Raw genomic sequence first — 14,016 nt, 5'->3', positions numbered from 1 at the left:
ATTAAAGAGCCTCCATCAGCTCGTTGTAGATTTGCTGAGTGACTTTGACTTCTGTTTTTACATCACCGCTAAAATCTGCTGCTTCATAATGATTCTGACCATTTTTCATAATAACAACTCGTTGGCCCATTTTTACAGCCTCATTCACATCATGCGTTACGATCACTAAAGTCACTTGTTGCTCATTACAAATATCTAAAATCAATTCTTGCATTTGACTTCGAGTAAGTGCATCCAAAGCACCTAGTGGTTCATCTAACAATAATAAATCAGGTTTAGCCATCAATGCGCGAGCCAAGGCAACTCTTTGACGTTGTCCACCGGAAAGCTGGTCCGGATATTTCTCTGCAAAATCACTTAGTCCAACTTGTTGTAATAGTTTTCTTGCTAAAGCATAGTGATCTTTTTCTCTAAAACAAACATTGTCAATAACTGTCATCCAAGGCAGTAAACGGTCGTTTTGAAACATCACCCGGATAACTGGAGCAGCCGGATATTCGATTGAGCCACCATCATTTTTTTCCAAACCAGCAATCAAGCGTAGCAGTGTACTTTTTCCACCCCCGCTTTTTCCAACTAAACTAACAAATTCACCTCGTTGGATTTTTAAATTTACATCGGTCAGTACTTCTTTTTCTTCATATTTTTTTCCGATATGTTTTAATGATACTAGCTCATTAGACATGTTCATCCATCCTTTCTTGATCTTGCCACGCTAGAAAAACTTTTTCTAAATTTTTAGCGATGATATCGGAAGCTTTACCTAACAATGCGTAGATCAAAATGCATAAGATAATCGTCTTCATATCTAAAAAGTCTTGAGCGGTTACCGCAAGATAGCCAATTCCAGAATCTGAAGCAATCGTTTCAGCAACGATCAATGTTGTCCACATTACACCTAGCGCATAGCGAACACCCATCAAAATCGTCGGCAAAGCGGCTGGAAAGATCACTTTTTTGAATAATTCCCAATTGTGCAATCCATAAGATTTTCCCATTTCTAAAAGTTCTGAATCAACTGACCGGATACCATGATACGTATTGATATAGATTGGAAACATGACACCGACAGCTACAAGAAAAATCTTAGCTGGTTCACCAATTCCTAAAACTAAAATCACTAATGGCGTCAACGCGACATGAGGAATATTTCGAAACATTTGAATCGTTGTATCAAAAAGTTGGCAACTTAATTTTGAAACGCCATTGATGACACCTAAAATAAATCCGATACTTCCCCCAATAATCAATCCGACGGTAGCACGATATAAGCTGATACTGATATGTTTGAATAATTCTCCACTTTGAAATAATTGGATACCGTTCTCTATGATCGATAGTGGAGATGGCATTGTTTCACTAGCCAACCAGCCTAACTGACTACTGACTTGCCAAGCTAAAATCAAACTAATCGGAATAATCCATGGAATTATTTTTTTTATATACGGTTTAATCGAGAGTTGTGCTGTATTTTTACGATAGCTTTTTATTTTATTAATTTTTGTAGATTGGGCACTTTCCATATTCTCATCTCCAATGACTGATATTTATTTTCTATAGTCTTAATTTAATTGAATAGTTCGAATATTTTAGCTAGTAAAGAAGAAGAAAATACAAAAATATTTGATAACAAATGTATTATTATGATTTATTTGTTAAATGAACTTAATATTTATAGCTTTTTTTGAATAAATACCCTTATATTAAAATTAAAAAAAAGGAGAGCTAAATCCTAAGATTTAGCTCTCCTTTTATAAGTAAGTTTGAAATTCAAACTAACTATGTTTTGAAACTTTGATCCGATTCATAGCACGGTGTAAAGCAACTTCGGCACGACTCAATTGGTCTGTGTCTTGTTTTTCACGTGCTTCTTGGATTCGTGCTTCCGCACGTTGTTTTGCTCTTTCGGCACGTGAGACGTCAATATCACGTTCACGTTCTGCTGTATCAGCAATAATCGTCAAAACATTGTCCCGAACTTCCATGATTCCACCGTTGACTGCAATCCAATCCACGTGTGTATCCGAATCCGTACGACGAATACGAACTTCATCGATTACAAGAGGCGCAATAATTGGCGCGTGATTTGGTAAGATCCCAATTTCACCAGCAACCGTTCTTGCAATAACGATGGCTGCATTGTGTTCATAGACGTTACCATCTGGAGTAACAACGTTCACTTGCAGAACCTTGCTTTTTTCTTGTTCCATCGGGCACCTCTTTCTAGTAGCCTAAAGTTTTCGCTTTTTCTATTACGTCTTCGATTGGACCTACACTACGGAATGCTTCTTCTGGAAGATCATCGTATTTACCATCTAGAATTTCTTTAAATCCTTCGACAGTTTTTTCTACGGGTACGTAAGAACCTGGTAGACCAGTGAATTGTTCCGCTACGTTAAAGTTTTGTGATAAGAAGAATTGAATTCGACGAGCACGAGAAACGATAACTTTTTCTTGATCTGATAGTTCATCCATCCCTAAGATAGCAATGATATCTTGCAATTCACGATAACGTTGTAAAACACGTTGAACTTCAGTTGCTACGCGGTAATGTTCTTCACCAACGATTTCAGGTGCTAACGCACTTGAAGATGAAGCTAATGGATCCACAGCAGGATAAATACCTTGTTCTGTCAATTTACGTTCCAAGTTAGTTGTTGCATCTAAATGGGCGAATGCTGTAGCTGGCGCTGGGTCAGTATAGTCATCGGCTGGCACATAGATAGCTTGGATAGATGTAATTGATCCTTTTTTCGTTGAAGTGATACGTTCTTGTAATTGACCCATTTCAGTTGCTAACGTTGGTTGATAACCAACGGCTGATGGCATACGTCCAAGTAACGCAGAAACTTCTGATCCGGCTTGAGTAAAGCGGAAGATGTTGTCGATAAATAGCAACACATCTTGTCCTTCTTCATCACGGAAGTATTCAGCTAATGTTAAACCAGTCAAGGCAACACGCATACGTGCACCTGGTGGCTCATTCATTTGTCCAAACACCATGGCTGTTTTTTCAATAACGCCAGAATCTTTCATTTCATAATAAAGGTCGTTCCCTTCACGAGTACGTTCACCAACACCGGTAAATACAGAAATACCACCGTGTTCTTGTGCAATATTATGAATCAATTCTTGAATCAATACGGTTTTACCAACACCGGCACCACCGAATAGTCCGACTTTACCACCTTTTAAATAAGGAGCTAATAAGTCGATAACTTTGATCCCTGTTTCTAAGATTTCATTACTTGTACTTAAGTCTTCAAAAGCAGGAGCTTTTTTATGGATCCCACTTCTTTCAGCATCCTCTGGGAAAGGTGCTTCTTTATCGATCGTTTCACCTAATACGTTAAACACACGACCTAAAGTTTCTTTACCCACAGGAACAGAAATAGATTTGCCTGTATCGACAACTTCCATTCCACGTTGCAATCCGTCTGTTGATTCCATGGCGATTGTGCGGATAACACCATCACCTAGTTCCAAAGCGGCTTCAAGCACAACTTTTGTTTTATCATTTTTATAAACAATCAACGCATTGTTGATGTCTGGTAAGGATTGATCTAAAGAAAATTCCACGTCGACAACGGGACCAATAACTTGAACAATCTTGCCTGAACTCATGTTTTTTCCTCCAATCTCGAAATTATTCTAATGCGGAAGCCCCGCCGACAATTTCAGTAATCTCTTGGGTAATCGCTGCTTGACGCGCGCGGTTGAATGAGATAGTTAAGTCATCGATGATCGCGCCAGCATTATCTGTTGCGGTCTTCATCGCAGTCATTCCGGCTGCATGTTCTGCTGTTTTGGCATCAACGATCGCACCATAAATCAAACTTTCTGCATATTGAGGAAGTAATTGATCTAAGATTGCTTCTTTTGATGGTTCGAAAAGGTATTCCTCGCGATATGTTTGTGCTTCGCTTGGATCCAAATCTGAAATTGGCAGCATTTTTTCTACACGGAATTGACTAGACAATGAATTAACATGGTGGTTATAACAAACGTATAACTCATCAAATACTTCATTCTCATACATACTTGTCGTCATTGAAACGATTTTTCGTACTTCATCAAAGCTTGGTTGATCCGATAAATTGCGTAATTCATACGCTAATTTAACTCCGCGAGCTTTGAAAAAGTCCGCTCCGGTTCCACCAATGGCCAGTAAAACATACTCATCGGCAGAATCATGATCATCTTCAAGCATCGTCATGGTCTGTTTTAAGATCGAACTATTGTAGCCGCCTACCAAGCCACCATCTGAAGTAATAACAATATAACCTGTTTTTTTGACTGGACGATTCAACAACATACTGTGATAGTTGATCCCGCCTAACGAACCACCAGAATTAGCTAATTCCGTTAATTGACTTGCTGTCAAATGCGTTAAGACTTCACGCACTTTTGAAGCATAGATTTGGAATCTAGCTGAATACATTTCTGATTTCGTTAATTTAGAGGCTGATACCATTTGCATAGCTTTGGTGATTTGGCTAGTTTTCTTCGTCGATGCAATCCGTGTTTTGATTTCATTTAAGGATGCCATGATTTTCTCTCACCTCGATTATGCTTTTTCTTGGTTAGCGTTTGAAGCATCAAAGATTTCTTTGAATTCTTGGATTGCACTGTCTAATTTATCAGTATCAGGAAGATCTTTTGTATCGCGGATAGTTGCGAATAGATCTGAATGATTTGTTTCCAAGTATTCAAATAATTGAGCTTCGAAATCTAAAATACTATTGACTGGAATACTATCAAGTACGCCATGAGTCAAGGCATAAAGAATCACGACTTGTTTTTCAACAGGAAGTGGTTCATGAAGTTTTTGTTTCAATACTTCTACAGTACGGCGTCCACGATTTAGTTTTGCTTGTGTTGCAGCATCTAAATCAGAACCGAATTGTGTGAAGGCTTCTAGCTCACGATAGCTGGCAAGGTCTAAACGCAAAGTTCCGGCAACTTTTTTCATTGCTTTGATTTGTGCAGAACCACCAACACGTGATACAGATAAACCAGCATCAACAGATGGACGGATACCTGCATAGAACAAATCACTTTCTAAGAAAATTTGTCCATCAGTAATAGAGATAACGTTCGTTGGGATATACGCAGAGATATCTCCGGCTTGTGTTTCAACGAATGGTAAGGCCGTCAATGAACCGCCACCTAGATCGTCTGAAAGTTTCGCAGCACGTTCTAATAAACGTGAATGCAAGTAGAAAACATCCCCTGGGTAAGCTTCACGACCTGGCGGACGACGTAATAGTAATGACAGTTCACGATAAGCAACCGCTTGTTTAGATAAATCATCAAACACAACTAATACGTGTTTACCGTTATACATGAATTCTTCACCCATAGCTGTACCAGCATAAGGAGCAATAAATAATAATGGCGCTGGTTGAGAAGCTCCGGCTGTAACAACGATGGTGTAATCCATTGCACCGTATTTACGTAATGTTTCAACTTGTGAACGAACAGTTGATTCTTTTTGTCCGATCGCAACATAGATACAGATCATATCTAATCCTTTTTGATTGATGATCGTATCGATAGCGATAGATGTTTTACCCGTTTTACGGTCACCGATAACTAATTCACGTTGGCCGCGGCCGATTGGAACAAGTGCATCGATAGCTTTCAAACCAGTTTGCATTGGTTCTGATACTGATTTACGTTGCATAACGCCTGGCGCCATAGCTTCAACTGGACGTGTTTTTGATGTTTCGATTGGGCCCATTCCATCGATTGGTTGACCTAATGGGTTTACAACGCGACCGATCATGTTTTCCCCAACAGGTACTTCCATGATTTTACCAGTACGTTTTACTTTGTCTCCTTCACGAATGGACTCAAATTCACCTAGAACGATGATACCAACATCATTGCTTTCTAAGTTTTGTGCCATGCCGTAAGAGCCATTAGAAAACTCTAAAAGTTCTCCACTCATTGCATTTTCTAAACCGTGAGCACGAGCAATTCCGTCCCCAACGTAAGTGACTGTTCCGATTTCTTCAACAGACAACTTGTTATCATAATTTTGAATTTGTTCTTTAATTAAAGCACTGATTTCTTCTGCTTTGATGGCCATTCATTTCACCTCTTCTTCTCTACTTTTTACTAAGTGCTGCTCGTAGACCATTTAATTGGCTGGCGAGGCTGCCGTCGATCACTTGATGATCGGCTTCAACAATGACACCGCCGAGAATCGATTCATCAATAATCGGGGTTAAAGTGGCCTTCTGGTAGCCAAAAACATCAGCGACTTTTGCTTCAAGTTCGTGTTTCTTTTCTTCAGAGAGCGGTACAGCAGTAGTAACTGTCCCGTGAGCGATTTTATTCATCGCATCATAACGTTGTTCAAATTCTTCGATCATAAATGGTAGATCGTCGCTACGATTGTATTCAAAAACAACTAGTAAAAAGTGTTTGACGATGCCGTCAAAACCACCGGTAAAAGCATCCATAATCGCTTTTTTCTCAGCGCCTTGTAAACGGACATCCGTCAAGATATCGCCTAGATCCGGAATTTCTTTACAGATTTCTCGAATCGTCAATAACTCTTGATAAACGCTATCGGCAACTTTATTTTCGATCGCCAATTCAAACAAAGCTTTTCCATAACGCTTACCAACAGTGTATTTATCAAGCTTCATGTTTTGTGTTACCTAGCTTAGTCATATATTCGTTGATCAAATCTTGATGAGCATCTTGTGAAAGCTCTTTGCTCAAGATTTTTTCCGCGATTTGTAGGGAAAGTGTCGCAACATCATCTTTAACAGAAGTCAACGCATTGTCACGTTCGTCTTTGATTTCGGCTTGTGCCCGATCTTTTAGACGAGAAACTTCTTCTTTTGTATCTTTAATGATGTTTTGACGGCTTAATTCGCCGCTTTCCTTCGCGTTTTTAATGATATCTGCCGCATCACTACGAGAGCTCGCTAATTGTGTTTCACGTTCTTTTTCTAATTCAGCTGCTTTTTTACGTGATTGTTCGGCAGAATCTAGATCGTTGGCGATCTTGTCTTCACGTTTTTTCAGAATGTCTTGAACGGCACCCCACGCGAATTTTTTTAGTAACGCCATTAAGATCACGAATGATGCAGTAACGGCGATTAAATTACCGAGCGTTGTATTGACGGTCTCAGCAATAACTAGATTCAGCATACTCGGTCTTCCTTTCTGTGCGTCTTCCTCATTAAAAAACTGTTAAACAGTTCTTTCGCTCATTCTTTGAAATGAGACTAAACAAAAAAGCATTAAATTTTATTGGAAAACCATTAACATACCTAAAACTACACCCAAGATTGGCACAGCTTCGATCAAACCAACACCGATAAACATTGTTGAACGAATTTGTCCTGACATTTCTGGTTGGCGAGCCATAGATTCAATTGCTTTTGAGATTACTTGTCCGTTACCATAACCAGCCCCGATTGCGGCCCCCATAATTGCGATTCCTGCACCGATAAAGTTCATAATAATTTTCCTCCTAAAAGTGTATTAATTTTTTTATTCTACCTCGATTTTATGACTGATATAAACCATAGATAGAGTTGTGAAAACAAATGCTTGGATACTACCGATAAATAGTGAGAATGCGATCCATATCATTTCTAGTGGGATAACTAATGGCAAGGTGATCCACCCTGTACTTGTTACAACACTTGCAATCAATGAAAGCAAGACTTCACCAGCAAAGATATTCCCGTAAAGACGTAAACCTAACGTGATAACATTCGTAAATTCTTCCATCAATTTAATAGGAAATAGTCCTGCAGGTGTAAAGAAAGAATTTTTGATGTATCCACCTAGACCCATTTTTTCGGTACCTAGGTAATGTGATAAAGTCAAAACGAGTAGTGCCAATCCCATTGTTACAAAAGGATTAGCAGTAGGACTCTTCCAATAGGTCACGTCGTTTCCAGTGACGATCTTTGTGACAAGTCCGATTTGGTTCGCTACAAAAATAAATAAGAACAACGTAAATGAGAACAAACTAAAATTTCTGACTTCATTGCGAGGCATGTTGTCACCAACAATATTCGTAGTGAAATCTATAACCCACTCAATTGCGTTTTGCTTTCCTTTGGGTTTCAATGTTAGGTTGCGGGTAAATGCAAAGACAAGGAAAAAGACGATCACACACGTCACGATGATCATTGTCGTCACCGTCCCATCAAACCATACCGGCCCAACATGGAAAAACCAAGATTTTTCATCCAATCCAGTTCACCTCTCTTCCCAGCGACTAGCGTCAACTCGTGCTGCTTTGCGCTGCTCCTCAAAATACTCTCGTATGTTACCACCAGAGCAAGAAAATTTCAAAGAATTTTCCTAAAATTTTTTGAATAAGTTAAAAAGATTTTCTGATTCGTTATTTTATATTCTATGAAATCGCTCTGATAGTTATCTTAGCCCGAAAAACGGCTAGTATAGATTGTAGTTAATCGTATCAAAATACAAGGGCAAGTAAAGAAAGTCTAACTAAATATGCGAAAAAGAATATTTTATTAGCGCGAATAATTTTTTAGCGTTCGACTGATTTGGCGATCCACATCTTTACGTTTCAAACTTTCCCGTTTGTCATATTGATGCTTCCCTTTTGCTACCCCAATCAAGACCTTGGCATAGCCGTCTTTTAAATAAACTTTTAATGGAACTAATGTGATTCCCGTATTCTTAAGCTCTTCCGCTAAACGCGCAATTTGTTTTTTATGCAGTAATAATTTGCGGGTTCTAACCGGATCATGATTAAAAATATTTCCTTGTTCGTACGGACTGATATGAACATTGTATAAAAAAGCCTCGCCGTTACGAATTCTTGCAAATCCATCTTTTAAATTGATCCGGCTATTACGAATCGATTTGATTTCTGTTCCTTGTAAAACGATCCCCGCTTCGATCGTATCAGTGATCGTATAGTCATGACGTGCTTTCTTATTTTGTGCGACTAGCTTTCCTTCACCTTTTGGCATGTTACCCCTTCTTTCTACCCGGCTTGTTCTTTTTAGCGACTGATTTATAAAAAGGTTTCTTCCCTTTTTTCTTTTTCTTGTCTTTTTTTCCTTCATTTGGACGATCTGATGAATATTTTGAAGTATTTTTCGACGTCTTATTAGACATTTTCTTCGATTTGTCGTAATTATTTTGACGTCCACCAGTTGGTTTGCGGCGTTTATTTTGCTGATTATTCTTTGGAACATCTAATGCCGGGATTTCTTCTGCTTCTAATAACTCAAAATCGATTTCTCGAGTCACCGGATCAGCTTTCGTTACTTTGATGCGAACTTTCTGACCGATTTTAAAGGTTTGACGCGTACGTTCACCTACTAAAGCCAATTGGTTTTCAATAAAGTGATAATAATCCTGTTTCATTTCATTTAGATGGATCAAACCTTCTACGGTATTTGGCAACTCGATAAAGATTCCAAATTTGGTCACTGAACTAATGATTCCATCAAATTCTTCACCAACTTTATCTGACATGTATTCGGCTTTCTTCATGCTGTCTACTTCGCGCTCTGCCTCTACTGAACGGCGTTCCATTTTAGAACTGTGATCAGCGATTTCAGGTAATGCTTCTGCCCATTTTTCTTTTGTTGCTTCACTTTGATCTTGACTATACGTACGGATCAAACGATGAACGATCAAGTCAGGGTAACGACGGATCGGTGAAGTAAAGTGCGTATAGTATTCAGCAGCTAATCCATAATGACCATAGTTGTCCTCAGAGTAGCGCGCTTGCTGCATACTCCGTAGCAGCATTGTATTGATTACCGCAGCTTCTGGTTTTTCTTCTACTTCATGAATGACTTGCTGTAAATCTTTGGGTGTGATCGAATCTTTGGTACCTTTCACTAAAATCCCCAAAGCCGCAGCAAAATCAAAGAAGCGTTGCATTTTTTCTTCTTTCGGTTGTTCATGAATTCGATAAATAAACGGCAATTTCAACTTGTTAAAATGCTCTGCCACTGTTTCATTGGCTGCTAACATGAAAGATTCAATCAAGCGTTCTCCGACTCCACGTTCTCGTAATTCGATATCTACCGGACGACCTTCAGGATCGACTAAAATTTTGGCTTCACGATCTTCAAAATTGATAGCACCGCGGCTATTACGACGAGCTTCAAGAATCTCATGTAATTCCTTCATCAATCGGAACATCGGTACTAATGATTGGTAACGTTCCATCGTTTCTGGCGTTTCAGTTTCTAAAATCTCATTGACAGCAGAATATGTCATTCGTTCCGTCGTTTGGATAACACTTTGGAAAATTTCATGCTGGACAACCGTTCCATTCGTATCGATTTCCATCTCACAACTCATCGTTAAACGAGGAACTTTTGGATTCAGTGAACAAATCCCGTTGGACAAACGTTGCGGAATCATTGGAATTACCCGATCTGTCAAATACACGCTTGTTCCACGCTCGAAGGCTTCTTTATCTAGAACACTACCTTCAGTCACATAGTTAGAAACATCGGCGATATGTACGCCTAAGAAATAATTACCGTTGGCTAACTTTCTCACAGTCACAGCATCATCTAAATCTTTTGCATCTGCACCATCGATCGTGACGATCTGTTGCTCGCGTAAATCACGACGACCGATTAGATCAGCTTCAGAGATCGTATCTGGGACTTCTTCAGAAGCTGTTTGAACTTCTTCAGGAAATTGGGTCGGGATGCCTTGGGCAATTACGATCGATAAAATATCCATACCGGGATCATTTTTATGTCCGATAACTTTCGTTACAAGTCCTTCTAAACTTTCTGCATAGCCTCTTTCTGGATAGTGCGTGATCTCTACGATAACGACACTTCCATCCACCGGTTGGACACCTTCTGCTGTAATAAATACTTTGAATTGTGCGCTTTTTTTATCTTTTGGTGTCACATAACCATATAAATCTGATTCGGCGATTTCAGCTACATCAAAAGCCGTAAATTCACCAACGAGTTGCTGAATTTTTCGCTCTTTAATAGAAACAACGCGTCCTTCTGCTCCGCGATCCGAAAATAAATCGGCTGTTTTTTGGATATCGATCATTACAATATCGCCATCCATCGCATAATTCGTTGCATCTTTGGGAATAAATACATCCGGCTCTTCAGGATCGATCGTCACAAAACCGAATCCTCGTTCATTCCGACGGAAAATCCCTTCTACTTCTACGGGTTTAAACGGTAATTTAATTTTGCCCTTTTTATTAAACTCCAATGTCTTTTCTCGTTCCATCTGTGCAACTGTTTTGACTAATAATTTATAGTCATCGCTTTTACGCATCTCTAAAAGCTCAGCTAATTCTTCCATTGAAAGACTTTTTTTGTTTGCAGCTTTTAAACTTGCTAATATTTCTTCTTTAATTGTTTTTCTCTCCATTTTCTTCTCTCCAGCCAAGTGCAGCTAAAAAATCAGCCACATCTTGTTCAAATTGTCTTCTTTCTGGTCCCACAGTGATCACATGGCCACTCGCAGGATACCATTTCAATGTAAAAGCAGTCTGTTTTAGGCGTGCCGCAGTCTCAAAAACACCTGAAGCTTCAATCATTTGATCTCGTCCAGCTTGTGCCATAAAAAAAGGCACAGTAATTTTTTCAACTTTTTCATACGCATATTCGGCTTGTTCCTCAATTGAGCTCAATTGTCGGTCGACTAAAGGGCGATAACTTTCTAATTTCTCCTCAGCCACTTGTTCACCGTTACGTTCTAGAACTTTTTTTGTATATAGTAAAAAATTTTCCGTCACTTTTGTTTTGACCGGTGCGATTGGAGAACAGAAAAAACCGCCACCAATAATTTTTTCAAACTTTTCACCTAATAATCGAGTCGCATAGATGCCACCCATCGACAAACCTAATACAGCAATCTCATAATACTCTTTTTCTTGTAAAAAGCGTACTGCTTGTTTGCTATCTTGCCACCATGTCTCTGCGGTTTCATTTAAAATATCTAACGGATCTGCAGTGCCATGACCTGTGTATAATGGTGCGTAGACTGTATAATTCAAATTTTCTAAAAAACGTGCCAACATCCGTACATCATTGGGACTTCCTGAATAAGCATGCAGCAATAATACCGCACGTTTTCCTCTAGGCAAAAATAAGGATTCTGGTGCTTGAGCCATTGACTTCACTCCTCAATTTTAAATTAGACTGTCGTATTTCTGTCCTTACTTGAAAGATATTTTCTTGATTTTAATGCTTTATCTTTAAGTGTACTTGATTTATTAGAAATACAAAATAAAAAAGACCTCTCAGTTGAGAGGTCGATTTATTTGCTAGATAAAAACATTAATACGAAGAGCAAAATCATCCAAACCGCTCCTAAAACTGCGGTTGATCGTTGCATCACAGCTTCAAAGCCACGTGCTTTTTGCTTTCCGAACAATTGATCTGCACCGCCAGTAAAAGCACTCGCAGCACTATTTTGTTTGCTAGGTTGCATCATAATCGTGATAACAATGATCACAGATATAACCAAGATAACACCTAAAATAAAATTGTACAAAGAATGACCCTCCTTATTTCCAAACTGCCTCAATTTCACTCTAGCACAATTGAAGCGTTTTGGCTAGAGAAGATCTACAACTTATTTCCTTAAAACATCAGCGTATTCTGATTTTTGATCAAATTCTTTTTTGGCAAAAGGACACAATGGAATGATTTTCTTCTGCTCGTTCCGCGCTTTTTCAACTCCGGCAGCCACTAGCTTTTCTGCTAGCCCTTGACCACGATAGGTTGGATCCACAAATGTGTGATCAATGATCATGATTTCAGAACCTGCATTAGACCAAGTCATTTCTCCAGCTTCTGCTCCTTCATCATTCAATAGGACAAAACGATCTTTTTCTTCTTTGATTTCCATAGGAACACTACTCTACTTTTTAATGGATCGATTATTTTTTGATCACGTACTTTAAAGCCCCACTAGGACAAGTATCTACAACATAACTGGCATTTTCTACACTGCCATTATCTGGGATGATCCACGGGCGACGTCCAACTTCAAAAATCTCTGGATTTCCGCGAACGCAATTTCCAATATGGGCACAGATATTTTTATTGTAATAAATATCGATTCCGTCCCCATGATATTTGCGATACCCTTTCGCAATTAATTCTTCTTCATTAACTGGTTCTTGATTCATTTTACTTCCATCCATATTATCCACTTCCTTTAAGTAAGATTATATAGGTATTCCCAAATAATTCACAATAAAACCTCTCCAAACATGCAAAGGAACGGATCGAATGTTTGTCCTCGATCCGTTGTGTAATCACCATTTAATCTTTTTGCTGATATTTTAGGATTTCTTCATTTAAATACGCATTTCCTAATTGATAATAATGCTCTGCGTTTGCATGGTTTTTTTCGATTTCTGCTGGTGTCAATGAACGGGTCACACGAGCAGGCGCGCCGAAAGCTAGTGAATTCGCCGGAATGATTGTTCCTTCAGTCACTAAAGAACCCGCTCCGATCAAACTATTTTCTCCGATTATTGCATGATTCAAAATCGTTGCGCCCATCCCGACTAAAGCACCTGACTTGATCGTGCAACCATGGATAATCGCTGCATGGCCAATCGTTACATGATCTCCGATTAATGTTGGAGCATCTTGATCAACATGCACGATCGTGCCGTCTTGAATATTGCTTTTTTCTCCAATTGAGATGGTATTGTTATCACCTCTCAGGACACTTTGAAACCAAATAGTCGAACCTTCTCCGATTATTACATCACCATATACATCTGCACTCTTTGCAATAAAATTTGTCATACTACTCACCTCAAAATCAGTATAGCATCTCACTTCTGCCTTCTCCTATTTTATTAACCAAAAGATCCATTCTATCCTTTAAAATAAAAAAGGTATGAGCTTTGAAGTGAGACCCAATAGTTAGACCATATACCGATTAGATTTTTCTAGTCGGTATTTTTATGCTGTCATTCGTTCTCGATATTGAACCGGACTACATCCAAGCTTCGTTTTGATCCGCTGATGATTG

17 protein-coding genes are annotated in these 14,016 nt (G+C 38.9%); all 17 read right to left on the bottom strand.

The features are described 5' to 3' along the window. Position 1: 1 nt before the first annotated feature. Positions 2-685, bottom strand: coding sequence for an ABC transporter ATP-binding protein (locus tag ACKTSC_RS08525; protein WP_332580803.1), 684 nt, complete (start codon positions 683-685; stop codon positions 2-4). Then, positions 678-1,523 carry an ABC transporter permease subunit gene (locus ACKTSC_RS08520; RefSeq protein WP_407857365.1) on the bottom strand — a complete coding sequence of 282 codons (846 nt, stop codon included), beginning with the start codon at positions 1,521-1,523 and terminating at the stop codon, positions 678-680. Before ACKTSC_RS08520 ends, ACKTSC_RS08525 begins: the two co-directional genes overlap by 8 nt. Positions 1,524-1,775: 252 nt before the next feature. Further along, on the bottom strand, positions 1,776-2,210 hold the full coding sequence (locus tag ACKTSC_RS08515; protein ID WP_332580805.1) for a F0F1 ATP synthase subunit epsilon: 435 nt from the start codon (positions 2,208-2,210) through the stop codon (positions 1,776-1,778). Positions 2,211-2,223: 13 nt separating this feature from the next. Beyond that, positions 2,224-3,624 (bottom strand): F0F1 ATP synthase subunit beta, encoded by a 1,401-nt coding sequence (atpD, locus tag ACKTSC_RS08510; RefSeq protein ID WP_332580806.1) that lies wholly within the window; start codon positions 3,622-3,624, stop codon positions 2,224-2,226. 22 nt (positions 3,625-3,646) lie between these two features. Continuing rightward, entirely contained in the window at positions 3,647-4,552 is a 906-nt protein-coding gene (locus ACKTSC_RS08505) for a F0F1 ATP synthase subunit gamma (protein ID WP_071857495.1), read from the bottom strand. Positions 4,553-4,567: 15 nt separating this feature from the next. Next, on the bottom strand, positions 4,568-6,094 hold the full coding sequence (gene atpA, locus ACKTSC_RS08500) for a F0F1 ATP synthase subunit alpha (RefSeq protein WP_407857364.1): 1,527 nt from the start codon (positions 6,092-6,094) through the stop codon (positions 4,568-4,570). A 19-nt stretch (positions 6,095-6,113) separates the two neighbouring features. Then, positions 6,114-6,659: an ATP synthase F1 subunit delta gene (gene atpH, locus ACKTSC_RS08495; protein ID WP_332580808.1), complete on the bottom strand. Its 546-nt coding sequence runs from the start codon at positions 6,657-6,659 to the stop codon at positions 6,114-6,116. Further along, positions 6,649-7,170, bottom strand: a complete 522-nt coding sequence (gene atpF, locus ACKTSC_RS08490; RefSeq protein ID WP_407855507.1) for a F0F1 ATP synthase subunit B — start codon at positions 7,168-7,170, stop codon at positions 6,649-6,651. The genes atpH and atpF overlap by 11 nt, the downstream gene beginning before the upstream one ends. A 99-nt stretch (positions 7,171-7,269) precedes the next feature. Continuing rightward, entirely contained in the window at positions 7,270-7,482 is a 213-nt protein-coding gene (atpE, locus tag ACKTSC_RS08485) for an ATP synthase F0 subunit C (protein ID WP_010743272.1), read from the bottom strand. Between the two features lie 33 nt (positions 7,483-7,515). After that, positions 7,516-8,229 (bottom strand): F0F1 ATP synthase subunit A, encoded by a 714-nt coding sequence (gene atpB / locus ACKTSC_RS08480; RefSeq protein ID WP_332580810.1) that lies wholly within the window; start codon positions 8,227-8,229, stop codon positions 7,516-7,518. Positions 8,230-8,516: 287 nt separating this feature from the next. Then, entirely contained in the window at positions 8,517-8,981 is a 465-nt protein-coding gene (smpB, locus tag ACKTSC_RS08475) for an SsrA-binding protein SmpB (protein ID WP_332580811.1), read from the bottom strand. 1 nt (position 8,982) lies between these two features. Beyond that, entirely contained in the window at positions 8,983-11,388 is a 2,406-nt protein-coding gene (rnr, locus tag ACKTSC_RS08470; protein WP_407857363.1) for a ribonuclease R, read from the bottom strand. Further along, on the bottom strand, positions 11,369-12,133 hold the full coding sequence (locus ACKTSC_RS08465) for an alpha/beta hydrolase (protein ID WP_407857362.1): 765 nt from the start codon (positions 12,131-12,133) through the stop codon (positions 11,369-11,371). Before ACKTSC_RS08465 ends, rnr begins: the two co-directional genes overlap by 20 nt. Positions 12,134-12,279: 146 nt before the next feature. Then, positions 12,280-12,516, bottom strand: a complete 237-nt coding sequence (secG, locus tag ACKTSC_RS08460; protein ID WP_332580814.1) for a preprotein translocase subunit SecG — start codon at positions 12,514-12,516, stop codon at positions 12,280-12,282. 81 nt (positions 12,517-12,597) lie between these two features. After that, entirely contained in the window at positions 12,598-12,873 is a 276-nt protein-coding gene (locus ACKTSC_RS08455) for a GNAT family N-acetyltransferase (RefSeq protein WP_332580815.1), read from the bottom strand. Positions 12,874-12,904: 31 nt separating this feature from the next. After that, positions 12,905-13,171 (bottom strand): (4Fe-4S)-binding protein, encoded by a 267-nt coding sequence (locus ACKTSC_RS08450; protein ID WP_332580816.1) that lies wholly within the window; start codon positions 13,169-13,171, stop codon positions 12,905-12,907. A gap of 121 nt (positions 13,172-13,292) precedes the next feature. After that, entirely contained in the window at positions 13,293-13,787 is a 495-nt protein-coding gene (locus tag ACKTSC_RS08445; RefSeq protein ID WP_407857361.1) for a gamma carbonic anhydrase family protein, read from the bottom strand. Positions 13,788-14,016: the final 229 nt, after the last annotated feature.

It is taken from the genome of Enterococcus hailinensis (assembly GCF_045862035.1).
GTDB classification, from domain to species: domain Bacteria; phylum Bacillota; class Bacilli; order Lactobacillales; family Enterococcaceae; genus Enterococcus_A; species Enterococcus_A hailinensis.
The sequence above is the reverse complement of the archived record's forward strand: the minus strand, read 5'-3'. Positions and strand labels throughout refer to the sequence as shown.

Bases quoted from the DNA above. Each gene is read 5' to 3' on its own strand.
- ACKTSC_RS08455 (WP_332580815.1), bottom strand. From the start codon at position 12,873: ATGGAAATCAAAGAAGAAAAAGATCGTTTTGTCCTATTGAATGATGAA.
- atpE (WP_010743272.1), bottom strand. From the start codon at position 7,482: ATGAACTTTATCGGTGCAGGAATCGCAATTATGGGGGCCGCAATCGGG.
- ACKTSC_RS08515 (WP_332580805.1), bottom strand. From the start codon at position 2,210: ATGGAACAAGAAAAAAGCAAGGTTCTGCAAGTGAACGTTGTTACTCCA.
- smpB (WP_332580811.1), bottom strand. From the start codon at position 8,981: ATGCCAAAAGGTGAAGGAAAGCTAGTCGCACAAAATAAGAAAGCACGT.
- atpH (WP_332580808.1), bottom strand. From the start codon at position 6,659: ATGAAGCTTGATAAATACACTGTTGGTAAGCGTTATGGAAAAGCTTTG.
- ACKTSC_RS08445 (WP_407857361.1), bottom strand. From the start codon at position 13,787: ATGACAAATTTTATTGCAAAGAGTGCAGATGTATATGGTGATGTAATA.
- ACKTSC_RS08520 (WP_407857365.1), bottom strand. From the start codon at position 1,523: ATGGAAAGTGCCCAATCTACAAAAATTAATAAAATAAAAAGCTATCGT.
- ACKTSC_RS08450 (WP_332580816.1), bottom strand. From the start codon at position 13,171: ATGGATGGAAGTAAAATGAATCAAGAACCAGTTAATGAAGAAGAATTA.
- ACKTSC_RS08525 (WP_332580803.1), bottom strand. From the start codon at position 685: ATGTCTAATGAGCTAGTATCATTAAAACATATCGGAAAAAAATATGAA.
- atpA (WP_407857364.1), bottom strand. From the start codon at position 6,094: ATGGCCATCAAAGCAGAAGAAATCAGTGCTTTAATTAAAGAACAAATT.
- ACKTSC_RS08465 (WP_407857362.1), bottom strand. From the start codon at position 12,133: ATGGCTCAAGCACCAGAATCCTTATTTTTGCCTAGAGGAAAACGTGCG.
- rnr (WP_407857363.1), bottom strand. From the start codon at position 11,388: ATGGAGAGAAAAACAATTAAAGAAGAAATATTAGCAAGTTTAAAAGCT.
- atpD (WP_332580806.1), bottom strand. From the start codon at position 3,624: ATGAGTTCAGGCAAGATTGTTCAAGTTATTGGTCCCGTTGTCGACGTG.
- atpF (WP_407855507.1), bottom strand. From the start codon at position 7,170: ATGCTGAATCTAGTTATTGCTGAGACCGTCAATACAACGCTCGGTAAT.